This window comes from Rhizobium sp. NLR22b, from assembly GCF_019685295.1.
Lineage (GTDB): Bacteria > Pseudomonadota > Alphaproteobacteria > Rhizobiales > Rhizobiaceae > Rhizobium.
Genome location: NZ_JABDWM010000004.1, coordinates 88,410 through 106,256 on the forward strand (window position 1 = coordinate 88,410; position 17,847 = coordinate 106,256).

The 17,847-nt window shown below is 61.7% G+C and carries 19 protein-coding genes; 12 read left to right on the forward strand and 7 right to left on the reverse strand.

What is annotated here, in order from left to right; genetic code table 11:
• Positions 1-3: 3 nt before the first annotated feature.
• The 3 genes from HJC00_RS08500 (at position 4) to HJC00_RS08510 (ending at position 3,123) form a co-directional block, all read left to right on the forward strand.
• On the forward strand, positions 4-1,521 hold the full coding sequence (locus tag HJC00_RS08500; protein ID WP_221154764.1) for a nickel-dependent hydrogenase large subunit: 1,518 nt from the start codon (positions 4-6) through the stop codon (positions 1,519-1,521).
• A 12-nt stretch (positions 1,522-1,533) separates the two neighbouring features.
• On the forward strand, positions 1,534-2,067 hold the full coding sequence (locus HJC00_RS08505) for an NADH-quinone oxidoreductase subunit B family protein (RefSeq protein WP_168302249.1): 534 nt from the start codon (positions 1,534-1,536) through the stop codon (positions 2,065-2,067).
• 159 nt (positions 2,068-2,226) lie between these two features.
• Positions 2,227-3,123: a DUF4365 domain-containing protein gene (locus HJC00_RS08510; protein ID WP_259672209.1), complete on the forward strand. Its 897-nt coding sequence runs from the start codon at positions 2,227-2,229 to the stop codon at positions 3,121-3,123.
• Between the two features lie 38 nt (positions 3,124-3,161).
• On the opposite strand, the gene HJC00_RS08515 is transcribed toward HJC00_RS08510, so the two are convergent.
• From HJC00_RS08515 to HJC00_RS08540, 6 genes are all read right to left on the reverse strand, one after another.
• Positions 3,162-3,749: a DUF2585 domain-containing protein gene (locus HJC00_RS08515; protein WP_221146124.1), complete on the reverse strand. Its 588-nt coding sequence runs from the start codon at positions 3,747-3,749 to the stop codon at positions 3,162-3,164.
• On the reverse strand, positions 3,746-4,390 hold the full coding sequence (locus HJC00_RS08520; protein ID WP_221146126.1) for a septation protein A: 645 nt from the start codon (positions 4,388-4,390) through the stop codon (positions 3,746-3,748). Before HJC00_RS08520 ends, HJC00_RS08515 begins: the two co-directional genes overlap by 4 nt.
• A gap of 78 nt (positions 4,391-4,468) precedes the next feature.
• Positions 4,469-6,046, reverse strand: coding sequence for a signal recognition particle-docking protein FtsY (gene ftsY, locus HJC00_RS08525; protein WP_221163852.1), 1,578 nt, complete (start codon positions 6,044-6,046; stop codon positions 4,469-4,471).
• 16 nt (positions 6,047-6,062) lie between these two features.
• Positions 6,063-7,334: a tRNA (N(6)-L-threonylcarbamoyladenosine(37)-C(2))-methylthiotransferase MtaB gene (gene mtaB / locus HJC00_RS08530; protein WP_221163853.1), complete on the reverse strand. Its 1,272-nt coding sequence runs from the start codon at positions 7,332-7,334 to the stop codon at positions 6,063-6,065.
• Positions 7,331-8,236 (reverse strand): diaminopimelate epimerase, encoded by a 906-nt coding sequence (gene dapF / locus HJC00_RS08535; protein WP_221163854.1) that lies wholly within the window; start codon positions 8,234-8,236, stop codon positions 7,331-7,333. Before dapF ends, mtaB begins: the two co-directional genes overlap by 4 nt.
• Before the next feature lie 112 nt (positions 8,237-8,348).
• Positions 8,349-8,573, reverse strand: a complete 225-nt coding sequence (locus HJC00_RS08540) for a hypothetical protein (RefSeq protein WP_042119085.1) — start codon at positions 8,571-8,573, stop codon at positions 8,349-8,351.
• Positions 8,574-8,973: 400 nt separating this feature from the next.
• Between HJC00_RS08540 and ffh the strand changes: the two genes are divergently transcribed.
• The 9 genes from ffh to leuC all read left to right on the forward strand — a co-directional run bounded on the left by ffh (position 8,974) and on the right by leuC (position 16,903).
• Positions 8,974-10,560 carry a signal recognition particle protein gene (gene ffh, locus HJC00_RS08545; RefSeq protein ID WP_221163855.1) on the forward strand — a complete coding sequence of 529 codons (1,587 nt, stop codon included), beginning with the start codon at positions 8,974-8,976 and terminating at the stop codon, positions 10,558-10,560.
• A 16-nt stretch (positions 10,561-10,576) separates the two neighbouring features.
• The gene (locus tag HJC00_RS08550) at positions 10,577-10,897 is read left to right on the forward strand and encodes a chorismate mutase (RefSeq protein ID WP_011427149.1); all 321 of its coding nucleotides are present in this window, start codon (positions 10,577-10,579) and stop codon (positions 10,895-10,897) included.
• Positions 10,898-10,945: 48 nt separating this feature from the next.
• A complete protein-coding gene (gene rpsP / locus HJC00_RS08555; protein ID WP_037116834.1) occupies positions 10,946-11,317 on the forward strand; it encodes a 30S ribosomal protein S16 in 372 nt (123 codons plus the stop codon).
• Positions 11,318-11,432: 115 nt separating this feature from the next.
• On the forward strand, positions 11,433-11,999 hold the full coding sequence (gene rimM / locus HJC00_RS08560) for a ribosome maturation factor RimM (protein WP_210633016.1): 567 nt from the start codon (positions 11,433-11,435) through the stop codon (positions 11,997-11,999).
• Positions 11,999-12,700, forward strand: a complete 702-nt coding sequence (trmD, locus tag HJC00_RS08565) for a tRNA (guanosine(37)-N1)-methyltransferase TrmD (protein ID WP_210633017.1) — start codon at positions 11,999-12,001, stop codon at positions 12,698-12,700. The genes rimM and trmD overlap by 1 nt, the downstream gene beginning before the upstream one ends.
• A gap of 210 nt (positions 12,701-12,910) precedes the next feature.
• The gene (rplS, locus tag HJC00_RS08570; protein WP_064805537.1) at positions 12,911-13,453 is read left to right on the forward strand and encodes a 50S ribosomal protein L19; all 543 of its coding nucleotides are present in this window, start codon (positions 12,911-12,913) and stop codon (positions 13,451-13,453) included.
• Between the two features lie 137 nt (positions 13,454-13,590).
• Positions 13,591-14,388: a basic amino acid ABC transporter substrate-binding protein gene (locus HJC00_RS08575; RefSeq protein WP_210633018.1), complete on the forward strand. Its 798-nt coding sequence runs from the start codon at positions 13,591-13,593 to the stop codon at positions 14,386-14,388.
• A gap of 11 nt (positions 14,389-14,399) precedes the next feature.
• Positions 14,400-15,218, forward strand: coding sequence for an amino acid ABC transporter permease (locus HJC00_RS08580; RefSeq protein ID WP_221154773.1), 819 nt, complete (start codon positions 14,400-14,402; stop codon positions 15,216-15,218).
• A 275-nt stretch (positions 15,219-15,493) separates the two neighbouring features.
• Entirely contained in the window at positions 15,494-16,903 is a 1,410-nt protein-coding gene (leuC, locus tag HJC00_RS08585; protein ID WP_221146137.1) for a 3-isopropylmalate dehydratase large subunit, read from the forward strand.
• Positions 16,904-17,010: 107 nt separating this feature from the next.
• Here the strand turns inward: leuC and HJC00_RS08590 are convergent, their stop codons facing one another.
• Complete coding sequence (locus HJC00_RS08590; RefSeq protein WP_210633021.1) at positions 17,011-17,841, reverse strand: aldo/keto reductase; 831 nt, start codon at positions 17,839-17,841, stop codon at positions 17,011-17,013.
• Between the last annotated feature and the right edge of the window lie 6 nt (positions 17,842-17,847).

The following is a 17,847-nucleotide window of genomic DNA, read 5'->3' on the forward strand; positions in this document are numbered from 1 at the left end:
GAGATGTCGACGCTCAGTGATGTCCTCGAGAAAGGTCGTTCCGTACCGCACCACGCTCCGTGGCAACGCGCCATCGTCGATGCGGTCACATGGACATCGGCCATATCGGCGCTATCCGAAGGGCGCCTGATCCTGCTCGGTCTATGGGGCGAGGCGAGTGCCGTTCATATGGCCTTACTCGACGAACCGACCCGCGCAATCGGGGTTCTCAGTCTGGAAGAGCTGGAGGAGGGCGGCTATCCTTCCGTCGCGCAATTGCATCCGCCGGCCTTGCGGCTGGAGCGGGCGCTCCGCGATCTCACGGGGCTTGACCCACGGGATTTGCCGGATAGCCGGCCGTGGCTCGATCACGGCTGCTGGGATCTGCGCCATCCCCTCGGAGAACGCGGGATCGCGTTGCCGGAAGCCGGTCCTTATGCCTTTTTGCCCGCCGAAGGTGACAGTCTGCACCAGATCGCGGTTGGCCCGGTGCACGCCGGCATCATCGAGCCGGGACATTTCCGCTTTGCAGCCAATGGCGAGACGGTCGTCCGCCTTGAGGAGCGACTCGGTTACGTCCACAAGGGGATAGAGGCGCTGATGGAGGGCGCGGATCCGATTCGCGGATCCCAGCTCGCCGGGAGAGTGTCCGGCGACAGCACCGTCGCATACGCCTATGCCTTTTCGTGTGCCGTCGAGGCCGCATTGGGGATCGTTGTTCCGCCGCGGGCGATCTGGTTGCGCGCTCTGATGGCGGAATTGGAACGGCTCGCCAACCATCTTGGCGACATCGGCGCCATCTGCAACGACGCCGCGTTTCCTCTGATGCTGGCTCATTGCGGCGCGCTGCGCGAGCGTGTGTTGCGGGCAGCCGATGCCGCCTTCGGTCACCGCCTGATGCGCGACCGTATCGCGCCCGGCGGCGTCACCCGCGATCTGAACGGCGGCGGAGCGGCCGGCTTGCGAAGCCTCCTTCTCGAAATCCGCCATCGGTTTCCAGCCCTGGTCGAGCTCTACGACAACACCGCCTCGTTGCAGGACCGGACGGTCGGCACAGGTAGGCTGCGCGCCGAATTGGCGCGCGCGTACGGGGCCGGCGGCTACGTCGGGCGCGCATCCGGGCGCGGTTTCGATGCCCGGCACGTCTTGCTCTACCCGCCCTATGATCATTTGGTCTTCGGCGTTCCGGTGCTTAATGACGGCGACGTTAACGCCCGCGTCTGGATCCGTATTCGGGAGGTCGACGAGAGCCTGTTGCTCATCGAGCAGATTCTCGATCGTCTCCCGATCGGATCTATCCTCAACGCGATCCCTTCCGTCGGTGAACGTCGGGAAGGCATGGCGCTTGTCGAGGGTTTTCGTGGTGACGTCCTGGTCTGGCTTCGGCTTGCACCGGAGGGTGTCGTCGAACGCTGCCATCTGCGCGATCCATCTTGGTTTCAGTGGCCGCTGATCGAGGCAGCGATCGAAGGCAATATCGTTGCCGATTTCCCGCTCTGCAACAAGTCGTTCAATTGTTCCTATTCTGGTCATGATCTTTGAAGGCAGGGTCGCATGCGAAAACTCCTTTTCGAAAACCTGATCCGCCTGCCGCTGACAGAACCGGCGCCATCCCCCTCCGATGCGGCCATGGAAGAGCTCATCGCCGCTATCGACAAAACCGCGCGCCGGCGCCTTGGGCGCAGCCTATCAATCCGCGCAGTCGATGCCGGTTCCTGTAACGGCTGCGAGTTGGAGATGCATGCGCTGAGCAATGCCTTCTACGATATCGAGCGTTTCGGCATGCGTTTCGTTGCCTCGCCGCGCCATGCCGACGTGCTGCTCGTAACCGGCCCCGTAACCAAGAACATGCGCGAAGCACTAGAACGGACAAACAACGCCACACCGGCTCCAAAGTGGGTGGTTGCGCTCGGTGGTTGCGCCCGCGACGGTGGCTGTTTTGCGGGCAGTTATGCGGTTGTCGGCGGAGTTTCCAAGGTCATACCCGTCGACCTTCATATTCCAGGTTGCCCGCCGTCGCCGACGGACATCCTCCGAGGTCTTCTTTCTTTACTTGAATACGTCGATACAGGAGGCCGCGCTTCGTGACGGCGAGGTTCAATGGTTCGACTTCTCCAGGCTGGACTTGTTGCAATTGGGATGCTGATCACGGCGGCACTCGGCCTTCTCGCTGCCGTCCGGCGCAGGGCCTTTTCACCGGAGCCGCCACGGCGACGGTTACAATCTCGAAAGCCGGACATCCATCAAATGGATCCGTCCACACGCCTTGCCATTGACCTGGTCGAGAAGGTTTTCATCCGGGATTTCGGATGGTCTTTCCGCAGGCAGACGGATTCGAACATCGGTATCGACGCTCGCGCTGAAATCCTCGAAAACGGTTGGCCAACGGGCCGGCTTCTGCCGCTGCAGATCCGACCGATGTCCTGCGCGGAGAGAACCGAAGGCCATTACATCTATCGCGGTGAAAAACACCATCTGGACTGTTGGGCGAGGCATTCGCTACCCGTTTGCGTCATCATCGTTGACACCGAAACCGGACTGATATTGTGGCAGCGAATGGAGAAGCAGCTATGGGAGGAAGTGAGGATGGAATGGTCGATTGCCATCCCGGCAACCAACTTGCTCGACGCCACTGCCAGGCTCTGTTTCGAGGAGGCGATACCGACTGATCCGGAATTCCTGATGCGCTCGGCCTTTGCGCTCGATCTCGTTTTGATGGAGCAAATACAAGACCAGACAACGTTTTTCGTATGGGACGAGTGGGGCGATACAACTGCGATCTTTGGCAATCTCCGCATCTACATCGGTGAAGGCCAGGAGGCAGAGCCGGATGTGCAGATCGATTATCGTCTCCGAGCTCACAACCTCCACGACGTCATGGTCAGGCTTTTCCCCTGGGCGATCTATTCGTATGCCGAACCTATTTCGGAATATTCCGGTGAGGTTGCCGTTCATATTCTGGAAGTCGAACTGCGGCCCGAAGCGCGTGCCTATCTGGAGGCCGAGAATTTTCTGGTTGCAGGCTATCCCGAGGATGAGGCGCCATCGGCCCCGGAACCTCAGGACTTCATCACGGAAGAAGAGGAAAGTGAGTTTTGGCGCAGCCGGGGAACACCTCACGATCCTCGCGATCGGCAGGATTAGGAGCAGCGGGAAAGATTGGGGAGGGGATTTTATTGCCCCTAAACCCCACCCTGCCAGATCTTGATCGCCTCAACCGGCCAGATCAGCATCAGCACATTCAGTGTCAGATTATCCCGGATCATATACCCGGTGGAAATCTCGAAGAAGATGGCGACGGCCACGGTCAACGCTATCGGCGCCCGCCAGGCGAAGAAGAAGCCGACGCACATGAAGACGGTGTCCATCGCCGAATTCAGGATGCTGTCGCCGTAATAATCGAGCGCGATCGTCGCGGTGCGGTAGCGGTCGATGATGAGAGGGGAGTTTTCCAGCAGTTCCCAGCCGGACTCGATGACGAGCGCCAGGAGCAGACGCGCCATCAGCGGCTTGCGGCGCAGGAGCAGATAGCTCAGTCCGTAAAACAGGAAGCCGTGGATAATGTGCGACGGCGTGTACCAATCCGACAGATGCTGCGAGTTGCCGCTGGTATTGACCCCGCCCTCCCACAGCTTGACATAGCCGCAGGCGCAGATCGGCACGCGCCCCATCAGATGCTCGGCGACGACTTGGGCGACCAGGACCGCAAGGCACGCGACGAACCAGAAGGTCTGATGCCTGATCCGGTATTCGACGTCTGCAGCGCTCACTTTTCACCGTCCGTTTCGGGATTGAGGCTATGTTTCAGCACCAGCGGCATCTGCGCCAGCGTGAAGATGATGGTGATCGGCATCGTGCCCCAGACCTTGAACGCGACCCAGGTATCGTCGGAAAAGTTGCGCCAGACGACTTCGTTCAGCACGGCGAGGAACAGAAAGAAGATGCCCCAACGGATCGTGAGTTTGCGCCAGCCTTCGGCATCGAGCTGGAAGGCGGCGTTGAAGACATAGCCGAGCAGCGACCGGCCAAAGGCCAGCCCGCCGAGCAGCGCCACCCCGAAGAGCGTGTTGACGATGGTCGGCTTCATCTTGATGAAGGTCTCGTTCTGCAGCCAGATCGACAGCGAGCCGAAGATGACGACGACGATGCCGGAGACGAAGGGCATGATCGGTAGATGGCCGAGCACGATCTTCGAAACTACAAGCGAAATCACCGTCGCCGCCATGAAGAGCCCGGTCGCGACGAACAGCGGCCCGCCCAGTTCGGAAAGGGCGGGAAATTTTTCGACCAGCCATTGGCCACGCAGATTGGCGAAGAAGAAGATCATCAGCGGCCCGAGTTCCAACGCCAGTTTCAGTATCGGATGATGGCGGTCGGCCGCGGACGGGGTGATATCGCTTTCGGTGGTCATGCGTTCTTCGAACCTGCTATTGCTGAAAACCTGTTTCCCGACCGTCCCTTGCAGGCTTTCGGCGGCATATCTGTGGCATCATTGCCCGAGCCCGGCAATGGCATGGGCAAAATCCTCGGCCTCGAACGGCTCCAGGTCTTCCACGCCCTCGCCGACACCGATGAAGTAGACCGGCAGCTTGTGCTTGGCGGAGATCGCAACGAGAATGCCGCCCCGTGCCGTGCCGTCGAGCTTGGTCATGATCAGCCCGTTGACGCCGGCGACATTGCGGAAGATCTCGACCTGGCTCAGCGCATTCTGCCCCGTCGTGGCGTCGAGCGTCTGCAGTACGGTGTGCGGCGCATCGGGATCGAGCTTGCCGAGCACGCGCACGATCTTCTCGAGCTCGGCCATCAGCTCGGCCTTGTTCTGCAGCCGGCCGGCGGTATCGACGATCAGCACGTCGCATTTTTTCGCCTTCGCCTGTTCGAAGGCATCATAGGCAAGACCGGCGGCATCGGAGCCGAGCTTGGTGCCGATGAATTCGGAATTGGTTCGCTCAGCCCAGATCTTCAGCTGCTCGATCGCCGCCGCGCGGAATGTATCGCCGGCGGCCAGCATCACCTTCAGCCCGGCGCCCGAAAGCTTCGCGGCAAGCTTGCCGATCGTCGTCGTCTTGCCGGTACCGTTGACGCCGACGACGAGGATGACATGCGGCTTGTGCGAGAGATCGAGCTGCAGCGGCTTGGCGACCGGCGTCAAAACCTTGGCGATTTCGGACGCCATAATCCGGCTGACATCCTCGCCGGTCACATCCTTGCCATAGCGCTCGGAAGCCAGCGTATCGGTAACGCGCAACGCCGTTTCGACGCCGAGATCGGCCTGGATCAGCAGATCTTCGAGATCCTGCAGCGTCTCGTCGTCGAGCTTGCGCTTGGTGAAGAGCGCTGTGATCTGGCCGGTGAGCTGCGAGGAGGTGCGCGCAAGCCCGTTCCGCAGACGCTGGAACCAGTTGAGCTTCGGCTGCGGGGCAATGGGCTCCGGTGCAATGATCGCAGGGCCGGTGGTGAAGCCTTTGGGGAGGACGGGAGATTCAGACTTCGGCCATTCCGTAATCGTCTCGGAAGGCTCGGCGGATGTGATCCCCCCCTCTGCCCTGCCGGGCATCTCCCCCACAGGGGGGGAGATCGGCTGAACGGCGATCTCTTGCTCCACATCAAGCTCGGGCTCTTCTGGAAGCAGGTCTGCGCCATCCGCTGTCTCTTCCGCGGAAACCGACACCTCCGGCTCCGAACGATCTCGCCCATTGTGGGGGAGATGTCCCGCAAGGACAGAGGGGGGTGTTTCCACCACGTCCACAGCCATCGGCTGGGCTTCCGTCTCCGCTTCCGCCTCGGCTTCCAGCAGCGACAGCGGAACAACGCCGATATCGCTCAGCTGATCCGGAGCCGGCAGGATCGCGGGCTCAGCATCGTCACGCTCTTCCTCGGCGCCCTCGCCGACATCCGCAGCCGGCCCGCCGGCCGTATCCATCTCCTCGGGAAGAACAGGATCTTCCGCAATCGGCAGGTCCTCGTCGCGCGAGCGTGGCTCGAGCTCCCTTTCCACGGCCTCAGGCAGGGGTTCCTCAGCCGGCTTGCCGAAGGTGAAGACCTTTTTGATGAAACTGAGCGCCATGGGAATTCCGTGAAAGTCAGGCCGCTGCGGCCGTCAATTGCATGTCGAGATGCTTGCCATTGTGGCCGGTGATCGTCGCCGGCACAAGTTCGCCGGGACGAAGGCCGGCGGCTGCGACCAGCGTGAAGTTTTCCGTATGGGCCAGGCCGTTGTTTTCAACAAGCAGCCACTGCCGGGTTCCGACCATGCCATCGAGATGGGATTGATGCAGCCTCTGTCCAGTGGCGCGCAGCCTTGCCGCGCGATCCTTGACCAGCGACCGGTCGAGCTGCGGCATGCGGGCGGCCGGCGTGCCGTGACGCGGGCTGTAGGGGAAAACGTGCAGGTGCGCGATGCCAGCCTCTTCGGCGAGCCGCACTGTATTGGCGAACATCTCTTCCGTTTCCGTGGGGAAACCGGCGATCATATCGGCGCCGAAGCTCATTTCAGGGCGAAGGCGGCGCGCTTCCTCGATGAAACGCAGCGCATCGGCGCGCGAGTGCCGGCGCTTCATCCGCTTCAGGATCATGTCGTCGCCATGCTGCAGCGATAGATGCAGATGCGGCATGAAACGCGGCTCGTCGGCAATGAGGTCCATCAGATGGGCGTCGGCCTCGATGCTGTCGATCGAGGAAAGCCGCAGACGACGGATTTCAGGGAGCTGTTTCAGCAGCGTCTTCGCCAGAAGGCCGAGCGTCGGCGCCCCGGGCAGATCGGCGCCATAGCTGGTGGCGTCGACGCCGGTCAGCACGATCTCGCGATAACCGCTGTCGGCGAGTTTGCGCGCCTGATCGACGACCGCACCCATCGGCACGGAGCGGGAATTGCCGCGGCCATAGGGGATGATGCAGAAGGTGCAGCGATGGTCGCAGCCGTTCTGCACCTGAATGAAGGCGCGCACGTGGCCGTCGATGTGCCTTACCATCTGCGGCGCCGTCGCCTTGACGCTCATGATATCGTTGACGCGGAGCTTCTCTTCGGCCGAAACGCCGAAATCCGGCAGGCTGCGATAAGAGGCGCTCGTCAGCTTCTCCTCGTTGCCGAGCACCGCATCGACCTCCCCCATGGCAGCGAAGGTTTGTTTTTCCGTCTGCGCGGCGCAGCCGGTGACGATGATGCGGGCATGCGGATTGTCGCGCCGCGCCCGGCGGATCGCCTGGCGGGCCTGGCGCACGGCCTCGCCGGTTACGGCGCAGGTGTTGACCAGGATGGCGTTGTTGAGCCCGGCCTTCTCGGCCTGCGCCTTCATCACTTCGGATTCATATGTGTTGAGGCGGCAGCCGAAGGTAATGACCTCGATGCCGCTCACTGCGCCTCGACCTCTCGGGTGCCGTCGCGCGACCAGAGGCCGGTCGAAGGATCGACCCGGCCCGACCATTCCCATTCCGCCGGTCCCGTCATGATGACGTGATCGTCACGCTCGCGCCATTCGATGGAAAGTGTCGCCGGCGGCTTGGCGCCTGCCACGTTGATCGTGACCTTGCGGCCGGTGCGGCCGGTGCGCGCCGCGCTGACGGCGGCCGAACAGGCGGCCGAACCGCAGGCAAGCGTCAGTCCCGCACCGCGCTCCCATGTGCGCGTCGTCACCGATGTCGGCGAGGTCACCTGCGCCAGCGTGATGTTGGCGCGCTCGGGAAACATCGGATGGTTTTCGAGTAACGGCCCGAAGCGGGCGAGATCATAGGACATCACGTCCCTGTCCACCCAGAAGATCGCGTGCGGATTGCCCATCGACATTGCCGAGGGCGAATGCAGCACCGGATTGTCGATCGGGCCGATTTGCAGTTCGATGCGGCTGGTGTCGCGGAATTCTTCCGCCAGCGGAATCCTGTTCCAATCGAAGACCGGCCGGCCCATATCGACGGAGATCGTCCCGTCCTCGTGCTCGACGGCATTGAGAATGCCGGCGACCGTCTGGAAGGTGAAGGCCTTCTTTCCGGTCTCGGCGGCAAGCGCCTGCACGACGCAGCGTGTGCCGTTGCCGCAGGCCTGCGCCTTCGAGCCGTCGGAATTCAGGATATCGATGAAGGCATCGGTGCCGTCGGCCTTCGGATCATGGATCGCCATGATCTGGTCGAACTCGGTCTCAGGATCGGCATTGAGCGCGACCGCCGCCGCAGGCGTCACCTTGTCCGTCCGTCCGCGCATGTCGACGACCAGGATCTTGTTGCCAAGCCCGTTCATCCTCGCGAATTCGACCGTTGCGTTCATGGTATCATTCCGTCCGTCTTTCCGCTGTATATGGCGGAAACGCGAGGGAATTACCAGTGGGTGAGTGCCATGCAGGCCTTGCAGCCGACCGAGGTCTCGGGCCGTCCGGCTTCTACCGCTGTCCGCCGTCGGGCTCGAACGACGCCGCATGCGCCTCGACGATAGCGGCGGTGATGACCTTTCTCAGCTCATAGACCAGCGAGCGGGACCGTTTGCGGTCCAGATCCTGTGCCGCTTTTGCAAGACTAAGGCCTTCGTTGAGAACAATATGATGGGCCCGTGCCAGCGCCCAACTTTCAATATCAGCATTGATCATTCGATATCTCCGCCGGATCATCCGGCATCAAGGATATTCACGAATCATTTTACAGGACGCACTTAAGTGGAAAATAGAATCACAAGCAGAATATTTTGCAACTCGCCTAAATAGCGAATTTGAACTGTGAGCGGGAATTTAACCGCTTGCCCCATGTGGCGCCGCTTCCGAAAAGCCGCCATGCGGCCATCTGCCCGCATTCGCCTTGACTTTCCCGCCGCTTTCCTGTTTATCGCGCCCAATCCGCGACGAGCCACATGACTCCGAGCCGCCGACCGGGACTTCGAGATCCCGGAGGTCAACACCCGACAGCGCGATGCGCCCTCGGGTGCTTTTTGGCTTTGCGTCTTGTTTTCGTCAAGGAAAAGCACGACGTTTCCGGGAATATCGAACCCGCCCGAAACGTATCAAGGAAGAGCCGATGTTTGAAAACCTCCAGGACCGTCTTGGATCCATTCTGAATGGACTGACAGGCCGTGGCGCGCTTTCGGAAGCCGATGTTTCCGCAGCGCTGCGCGAGGTTCGCCGTGCGCTGCTGGAAGCCGACGTCGCGCTCGACGTCGTGCGCTCCTTCACCGACCGCGTGCGTGAAAAGGCCGTCGGCGCCGAGATCCTGAAGTCGATCAAACCCGGCCAGATGGTCGTCAAGATCGTCCATGACGAACTGATCGAGATGCTGGGTGGCGAAGGTGTGGGCATCGATCTGCATGCGCCGGCCCCCGTCGTGGTCATGATGGTCGGCCTGCAGGGCTCGGGCAAAACGACGACGACCGCCAAGATCGCCAATCGTCTGTCGACGCGCGACAAGAAAAAGGTGCTGATGGCATCGCTCGACACGCGCCGTCCCGCCGCGCAAGAGCAGCTTCGCCAGCTCGGCGTCCAGGCCAATATCGACACGTTGCCGATCATCGCAGGCCAGTCGCCGACCGATATCGCCGCCCGCGCCGTGCAGGCGGCCAAGCTCGGTGGCCACGACGTCGTCATCCTCGATACCGCCGGCCGCACCCATATCGACGAGCCCTTGATGGTCGAAATGGCCGACATCAAGAAAAAGTCGAACCCGCATGAAATCCTGCTGGTCGCCGATAGCCTCACCGGTCAGGACGCCGTCAATCTCGCCCGCAACTTCGACGAACGCGTCGGCATCACCGGCCTCGTGCTGACCCGCATGGACGGCGACGGCCGTGGCGGTGCTGCCCTTTCGATGCGCGCCGTCACCGGCAAGCCGATCAAGCTGATCGGCGTCGGCGAGAAGATGAGCGAGCTCGAGGAGTTCCATCCCCGCCGCATCGCCGACCGCATCCTCGGCATGGGCGACATCGTTTCGCTCGTCGAGCGCGCGGCCGAAAACATCGACGCCGAGAAGGCGGCCGCTATGGCCGCCAAGATGGCCAAGGGCAAGTTCGACCTCGACGATCTCGCCGATCAGCTGCGCCAGATGCAGAAGATGGGCGGCATGGGCGGCATCATGGGCATGATGCCCGGCATGGCCGGCATGAAGGACAAGATGGCCGCCGCCGGCCTCGACGATAAGCTTTTCGGCCGCCAGATCGCCATCATCCAATCGATGACCAAGGCCGAGCGCGCCAATCCCGACCTGCTCAAGCATTCGCGCAAGAAGCGCATCGCCGCCGGTTCCGGCACCGATGCCGCCGCCATCAACAAGCTTCTGAAGATGCACCGCCAGATGGCTGATATGATGAAGATGATGGGCGGCAAGGGCAAAGGCGGCCTGATGAAGCAGATGATGGGCGGCCTTGCCGGCAAGATGGGGCTTGGCGGCGGCCTGGGTGGCATGGGGGGCGGCATGCCCGATCTCTCGAATATCGATCCTCGCCAGCTCGAAGCCCTGCAGAAGCAGGCGGAAGCGGCGGGGCTTGGAAAGCCGGGTGGGGGTATGCCCGGTCTCGGCGGCTTGCCGGGTGGTTTGCCGGGCCTCGGCGGCGCCAAGCTGCCGGGTCTTGGCGGTGGTTTCCCGGGATTGCCCGGCTTGCCGAAGAAGAAGTGAAAGGATCGTTTGCCCCATGATTGATCCAGACGTCAAAGCCCAGCTCGCGAGCTATCGTCAGTCGATCGACAATATCGATGCCGCTCTCGTGCACATGCTGGCCGAACGCTTCCGCTGCACCAAAGAGGTCGGCGTGCTGAAGGCCAAATACAATCTGCCGCCGGCCGATCCGGCGCGCGAGGAATACCAGATCGAACGCCTTCGCCAGCTGGCGAAGGCCGCCAATCTGGATCCGGATTTCGCCGAGAAGTTCCTGAACTTCGTCATCAAGGAAGTCATCCGGCATCATGAGCAGATCGCTGCGGATCACGCTGAACAGAGCGCCGCAGCCCGATAACCCTGCCGCCCTACGAAGCGGTCAAGAACAGCCTAAGGAGTAAAGAACATGGCCCTGAAAATTCGTCTCGCCCGCGGTGGCTCCAAGAAGCGTCCCTATTACCACGTCGTGCTCGCCGATGCGCGCAGCCCGCGTGACGGCCGCTTCCTCGAAAACCTCGGCTCCTGGAACCCGATGCTTGCCAAGGACGATGAGAAGCGCGTTCAGCTGAACGCCGAGCGCATCAAGCACTGGCTCGACAACGGTGCCCAGCCGACCGACCGCGTTCTGCGCTTCCTCGACGAAGCCGGCGTTGCCAAGCGTGAAGCCAAGAACAACCCCGTCAAGGCGAAGCCGGGCAAGCGCGCCCAGGAACGTGCCGCCGAAAAGGCTCAGAAGGCCGCCGACGCCGCCGCTGCTGCCGCCGACGCTGCGGAATAATCGCAACCTTCCTTTCTTAGACGGGCGGCATGGCGACATGCCGCCCGTTTTCGTTTCCAATCGCCCGCACTTCGTTTATGAGAAACCTGTCTTTCGGCTTCACATGAAGGAACCCATGACAAAGCTTGAAAACCCGGTTTTGATGGCGACGATCGGTGGCGCGCAGGGCCTCAGGGGCGAGGTGCGCGCCAAGGCCTATACGGCCGATCCGACCGCGCTCGGCGATTACGGCCTTCTGCACAGCATGGACGGACGCAGCTTCGAAATCCTCGAGATCCGCGAGATGAAGAACGTCGTCGTCGTCCGCTTCCGTGGCATCAACGACCGCAACGCCGCCGAAGCGCTGAACGGACTTGAACTCTATATCGAGCGAGACAACCTGCCGGACGAGGAGCTCGAGGACGACGAATTTTACTATGCCGATCTCGAAGGGCTCGAAGCGCTTGATGACAAGGGCGTCAGCTACGGAACGGTCTCCGGCGTCTTCGATTTCGGCGCCGGCGATCTCCTGGAGCTCAAGGGCCCGGGCAAGCGCCCGGTTCTCATTCCCTTCTCGGAAGCCTCCGTACTGGAAATCGATCTCGAAGCCGGTACGCTGCTGATCGACCCGCTGGCGGCGGGACTGGTCGACGAACCCGAGCTTTCGCAGTTCACCGCCGGCAAGCCGAAAAAGAAGAAATAATGGCTTTCCGGGCACGCGTACTGACACTTTATCCGGAAATGTTTCCGGGACATCTTGGCTTCTCGCTTGCCGGCAAGGCGATGGAGCGGGGGCAATGGTCGCTGGATCTGGTGCAGATCCGCGATTTCGCCACCGACAGACACCGCACCGTCGACGACACCCCGGCCGGCGGCGGCGCCGGCATGGTGCTGAAGGCTGACGTTCTCGCCCGCGCGATCGACAGTGCCGGTGAAAATGATCCCCGGCCGCGCCTGCTGATGAGCCCGCGCGGCCGGCCGCTGACGCAGCAGCGCGTGCGTGAGCTTGCGACGGGTGACGGCGTCATCATCGTCTGCGGTCGCTTCGAGGGCGTCGACCAACGGGTGATCGAGGCGCGCGGACTGGAAGAGGTCTCGATCGGCGATTACGTGCTGTCGGGCGGCGAGCCGGCGGCGCTGATCCTGCTTGATGCGATCATCCGCATCCTGCCCGGCGTCATGGGCAACGATCTTTCCGGCCTGCACGAAAGCTTCGAGGGCGGGCTGCTGGAACATCCCCATTATACCCGGCCACAAGAGTGGGAAGGCCGGGAAATTCCCTCCGTCTTGACCTCCGGCAACCACGGTGCCATCGAGAAGTGGCGCCACCAGGAAGCGGTGCGGCTGACGCGGGAACGGCGGCCGGACCTGCTCGATCGCGCTAAAACCGAGAAAAACGGCTGATTTCGCCGTCCTTTTCACAAAAATGTCGTGTGAGGGATGACAAGCCCCGGCCTTTCGTGTAATGGCGCACGCGGAAATGGGGTTAGCCCCGTCTGCCAGCAAACAAAGAATGGCGAATCCGCTCCCGTCCGCAAGGGCAAACTCCGGAGGCATCGACCGAAGGACAGTGTGAGCGCTCTGGCTGTTTCAGAAGAACCAAAGGTTGAGACGATGAACATCATCCAGCAGCTCGAGGCCGAACAGGCCGCCAAGATCGAAGCCAAGCGCACCCTCCCCGAATTCTCCCCGGGCGACACCGTCCGCGTCAACGTCAAGGTCACGGAAGGCAACCGTACCCGCGTCCAGGCCTATGAAGGCGTTTGCATCGCCCGCTCCGGCGGCGGCCTGCAGGAAAACTTCACGGTTCGCAAGATCTCCTACGGCGAAGGCGTCGAGCGCGTATTCCCGGTCTACTCGCCGATGATCGAAAGCGTCGACGTCGTTCGCCGCGGTAAGGTCCGTCGCGCCAAGCTCTATTACCTCCGCGACCGTCGCGGCAAGTCGGCTCGTATCGTTGAAGACACCGGCGTTCGCGCCCGCAAGCTCAACGACGCCGAGCGCGCTGCTGTCGCCGAGGAAAAAGCCCGTATCGAAGCCGAGAAGGTTGCAGCCGCCCAGGCACTCGCCGCCGAAAAGGCAGCAGCAGAAGCTGCGGAAGCCAAGGCCGCTGCCGAAGCAGCTGCTGCGGCCGAAGCCGAGAAGGCCGCAGAATAAGATCTGCGCAAAATTCTGTTTCTGGAAAGGCGGTCTTCGGATCGCCTTTTCTATTTTTTGCGCTTGCGCATGACCGGCGGCCTTGCCTTCGGCAGGTCATCCGTGACAATTTTGCCGTTCAATTTTGGAGCCGTTCTATGCTGTTTCGTCGCACCGTTCTCGCAAGCTTCGCCGCCCTTGTGCTTGCACCTATAGCCGCATCGGCCGCCGAGCTGCCGGATCTCGGCGGCAAGAGCGTCATCGTCGTCACCGAGAATGCCTATCCGCCGCTGCAGTTCGTCGATCCGAAATCCGGCAAGGCGATCGGCTGGGAATATGATGCGATGAACGAGATCGCCAAGCGGCTGAACTTCAAGGTCGAATATCAGAACACCAGCTGGGACGCGATGATCCAGGCGGTTTCCGACGGCCAGTACAACATCGGCATGACCGGCATCACCATCAAGGACGACCGTAAGCAGAAGGTCGACTTCTCCGATCCCTATATGCGCTCGCAGCAATTCATGCTGGTACGCGGTGATGAGAAGCGCTTCGCCGACGCCAAGTCCTTCGGTGAATTCAAGGACGGCCTGATCGGCGCTCAGCCCGGCACCTCGCCTTTCTACACCGCCGTCTATGAGATCCTCGACGGCAACGAACAGAACCCGCGCATCAAGCTATTCGAAACCTTCGGTGCAACCGTGCAGGCCCTGAAGACCGGCGACGTCGATCTCGTCCTCACCGACAGCGTCGCCGCCAAGGGTTATGTCGATTCCTCGAACGGCGCCCTGAAGGTGGTTGGCGAACCGCTCGGCACCGAGGATTTCGGCTTCATCTTCCCGAAGGGCTCTGATCTCGTCGCCCCTGTCAATGCCGCCATCGCAGCGCTGAAAGCTGACGGCACCTTCGAGGCGCTGAACAAGAAGTGGTTCCTCGACTACAAAATGGGCGAATAATCCCCCGAGCAATGGCGCCACAACCATACCCGCGACAGGAGAAGGAAGACCGCCCTTGGTGGCTGGCCCTCCTTATCCTGATCGGCATCGTCCTCGCAGTCGTCATCGTCACCAACGATATTTATGCGCAGGTCTTCCAGACCGTGGTCAATGGCGCAGGCATTACCGTGTTCGTGACACTGGTCGCCTTCATGCTGGCGACAGTGCTTGGTCTCGGTATCTCGCTGCTTGGCCTGTCCGACAGCATCGTGCTGCGTCAGGTCGCCCGTTTCTACATCGAGATCATCCGCGGCATCCCGATCCTGGTGCTGCTCTTCTACATCGCCTTCGTCGGCGCACCCGGTTTCGTCGCGGCCTATAACTTCATGATCACACCCCTGGTGAAATCAGGCGTTACGGAACCGATTCTGGTGCGCGACCTGTCGCTGATGTGGCGCGCCATCATTGCGTTGATGATCGGCTATTCCTCCTTCATTGCCGAGATCTTCCGCGCCGGTTTCCAGTCCGTCGATATCGGTCAGATCGAGGCGGCCAAGTCGCTCGGCCTGTCGCGCTACCGCCGATTCCGGCTCGTTGTGTTCCCGCAGGCGATCCGGGTCATCCTCCCGCCGCTCTCCAACGATTTCGTCTCGATGGTGAAGGATTCGTCCCTCGTTTCGGTGCTCGGCGTGGCCGACATCACGCAGATGGGCAAGGTCTACGCCTCCGGCTCCTTCCGCTTCTTCGAGACCTACTCGATCGTCACCTATATCTACCTGATCCTGACGATCGGCCTGTCGCTTTTCCTGCGGCGGGTCGAGAAGAAGATGAAGCAGATGCCGCGGCGCTAGAGCACTTTGCCTCCATGCGGACGCGCCAAGGATGCGCTTCACGATTCGAATTGCCGTTTCGATCAAAAATCGCTATATCCAGCGCCATGGAATCCAAGTTCAGTTGCATTGGCGCGCATATTTTCGTGCTGCAGGATCATTATCGCCTGCCGGCGCGATTCTTCGCATGCGTCTCCGGTGCGCTCAACAGCCGACTTCGTTGATCGAATGACGGCCAGCGGAGCCTGATCCGCTTTTTCCGATTTTCCAAAGCTTCCAAAAACGGACTTACCGCCATGAGCGCACCGCGTACCCTCTACGACAAGATCTGGGACGACCACCTGGTCGACGAGCAGGCAGACGGCACCTGTCTTCTCTACATCGACCGCCATCTGGTCCATGAAGTCACCTCGCCGCAGGCTTTCGAAGGCCTGCGCATGTCCGGCCGCAAGGTTCGCGCCCCGGAAAAGACGCTCGCCGTTGTCGACCACAACGTTCCCACCTCGGCCGACCGCCATCTCGGCATCAAGAACGAGGAAAGCCGCATCCAGGTCGAGCAGCTCGCCAAGAACGCCGCCGAGTTCAACGTCGAATATTATTCCGAGAACGATAAGCGCCAGGGCATCGTCCACATCATCGGGCCGGAACAGGGCTTCACCCTGCCGGGCATGACGATCGTCTGCGGCGACAGCCACACCTCCACCCATGGCGCCTTCGGCTCGCTCGCCCACGGCATCGGCACGTCCGAGGTCGAGCACGTTCTCGCCACCCAGACGCTGATCCAGAAGAAGGCCAAGAACATGCTGGTGCAGGTCGACGGCCAGCTGCCGGCAGGCGTCACCGCCAAGGATATCGTTCTGGCCATCATCGGCGAGATCGGCACCGCTGGCGGCACCGGCTACGTCATCGAATATGCCGGCGAAGCGATCCGTTCGCTGTCGATGGAAGGCCGCATGACGATCTGCAACATGTCGATCGAAGGCGGCGCCCGCGCCGGCCTCATTGCCCCTGACGAAATCACCTTCGAATATATCAAGGGCAAGCCGCGCGCGCCGAAGGGCGAAGCGCTGGAACAGGCGATCGCCTATTGGAAGACGCTGAAATCAGACGAAGGCGCTCATTTCGACCGCATCGTCAAGCTGAACGCCGCCGAACTGCCGCCGATCGTCTCCTGGGGTTCTTCTCCTGAGGATGTCGTCTCCGTCCAGGGCATCGTGCCGAACCCGGATGAAATCCAGGACGAAACCAAGCGTGCCTCCAAGTGGCGTGCGCTTGACTATATGGGCCTGAAGCCGGGCACGAAGATGACCGACATCGCTGTCGATCGCGTCTTCATCGGCTCGTGCACCAACGGCCGCATCGAAGACCTGCGCGCCGCTGCCAAGGTCGTCGAGGGCAAGACCGTCGCCTCGACCGTCAACGCGATGATCGTTCCGGGCTCCGGCCTCGTCAAGGAACAGGCGGAAGCCGAAGGCCTCGACAAGATCTTCAAGGCCGCCGGCTTTGACTGGCGCGAGCCGGGCTGCTCCATGTGCCTTGCCATGAACGACGACCGGCTGAAGCCGGGCGAGCGTTGCGCCTCGACGTCGAACCGCAATTTCGAAGGCCGTCAGGGCTTCAAGGGCCGCACGCATCTCGTCTCGCCGGCCATGGCAGCCGCCGCCGCGATCGCCGGGCACTTCGTCGATATCCGCGAATGGAACTGACCCGCCGGGCGGAATGAAAGATAAAGCCGCCCGGTGCGTCTCAGCGCATCGGGCGGCTTCTTATATGGCGCTGTCGGCAGCCGATCGACGGTATTCAGCAACGGCGATCAGAAAGCCGCTGTCATCGGATCCGGCCCCATGCGGGCGCCGGCGCTGTCGAGTTTGGCGATCGCCGCCATGTCGTCGGCATCGAGCTTGAAATCGAACACCTGGAAGTTTTCTTCGATGCGCGACGGCGTCACCGATTTCGGGATGACGACGAGACCGGTATCGATATGCCAGCGGATGATGACCTGGGCCGGCGTCTTCCCATGCTTGTTGGCGATCTCGCCGATGACCTTGTTCGAGATGAATTTGCCTTGGCCGAGCGGGCTCCAGGATTCGGTGGCGATATTCAGTTTCTTGTGAGCCTCCTGCGCCGCCTTCTGCTGGAAGTCGGGGTGCAGCTCGATCTGATTGATGACCGGAACGACGCCGGTCTCGCCGATGATGCGCTCGAGATGTTCGGGATAGAAATTCGACACGCCGATCGAGCGGGCGCGGCCCTCTTCGCGGATGCGCACGAATGCCTTCCAGGTCTCGGTGTAGAGGCCGCGATGCGGCGACGGCCAGTGAATGAGATAGAGGTCGACATAGTCGGAGCCAAGTTTCTTGAGACTGCCGTCGAAGGCCCGCAACGCATTGTCGTAGCCCTGGTCGGTATTCCTGAGCTTGGTGGTGACGAAGATATCCTTGCGGTCGAGGCCCGACGAGCGGATACCTTCGCCCACACCCTCTTCATTATCGTAACCCGAAGCCGTATCGATATGCCGATAGCCTGCGGCAATGGCAGTGCGTACCGTCGGCGCGGCAATCTCCTGCGGCGTCTGCCACACGCCGAGACCGACCTGGGGAATGGAATGTCCGTCATGGAAAGTGATGATGGGTTGAGCGGTCACAATATA

What these genes read in the sequence shown, in the direction of transcription:
- rimM (WP_210633016.1), top strand. Translation starts at nt 11,433, where the DNA reads ATGACAAAGCTTGAAAACCCGGTTTTGATGGCGACGATCGGTGGCGCG.
- HJC00_RS08540 (WP_042119085.1), bottom strand. Translation starts at nt 8,573, where the DNA reads ATGATCCGGCGGAGATATCGAATGATCAATGCTGATATTGAAAGTTGG.
- trmD (WP_210633017.1), top strand. Translation starts at nt 11,999, where the DNA reads ATGGCTTTCCGGGCACGCGTACTGACACTTTATCCGGAAATGTTTCCG.
- HJC00_RS08500 (WP_221154764.1), top strand. Translation starts at nt 4, where the DNA reads ATGTCGACGCTCAGTGATGTCCTCGAGAAAGGTCGTTCCGTACCGCAC.
- leuC (WP_221146137.1), top strand. Translation starts at nt 15,494, where the DNA reads ATGAGCGCACCGCGTACCCTCTACGACAAGATCTGGGACGACCACCTG.
- rpsP (WP_037116834.1), top strand. Translation starts at nt 10,946, where the DNA reads ATGGCCCTGAAAATTCGTCTCGCCCGCGGTGGCTCCAAGAAGCGTCCC.
- ffh (WP_221163855.1), top strand. Translation starts at nt 8,974, where the DNA reads ATGTTTGAAAACCTCCAGGACCGTCTTGGATCCATTCTGAATGGACTG.
- HJC00_RS08580 (WP_221154773.1), top strand. Translation starts at nt 14,400, where the DNA reads ATGGCGCCACAACCATACCCGCGACAGGAGAAGGAAGACCGCCCTTGG.
- HJC00_RS08510 (WP_259672209.1), top strand. Translation starts at nt 2,227, where the DNA reads ATGGATCCGTCCACACGCCTTGCCATTGACCTGGTCGAGAAGGTTTTC.
- HJC00_RS08520 (WP_221146126.1), bottom strand. Translation starts at nt 4,390, where the DNA reads ATGACCACCGAAAGCGATATCACCCCGTCCGCGGCCGACCGCCATCAT.
- HJC00_RS08575 (WP_210633018.1), top strand. Translation starts at nt 13,591, where the DNA reads ATGCTGTTTCGTCGCACCGTTCTCGCAAGCTTCGCCGCCCTTGTGCTT.
- dapF (WP_221163854.1), bottom strand. Translation starts at nt 8,236, where the DNA reads ATGAACGCAACGGTCGAATTCGCGAGGATGAACGGGCTTGGCAACAAG.
- rplS (WP_064805537.1), top strand. Translation starts at nt 12,911, where the DNA reads ATGAACATCATCCAGCAGCTCGAGGCCGAACAGGCCGCCAAGATCGAA.
- HJC00_RS08550 (WP_011427149.1), top strand. Translation starts at nt 10,577, where the DNA reads ATGATTGATCCAGACGTCAAAGCCCAGCTCGCGAGCTATCGTCAGTCG.
- HJC00_RS08505 (WP_168302249.1), top strand. Translation starts at nt 1,534, where the DNA reads ATGCGAAAACTCCTTTTCGAAAACCTGATCCGCCTGCCGCTGACAGAA.
- ftsY (WP_221163852.1), bottom strand. Translation starts at nt 6,046, where the DNA reads ATGGCGCTCAGTTTCATCAAAAAGGTCTTCACCTTCGGCAAGCCGGCT.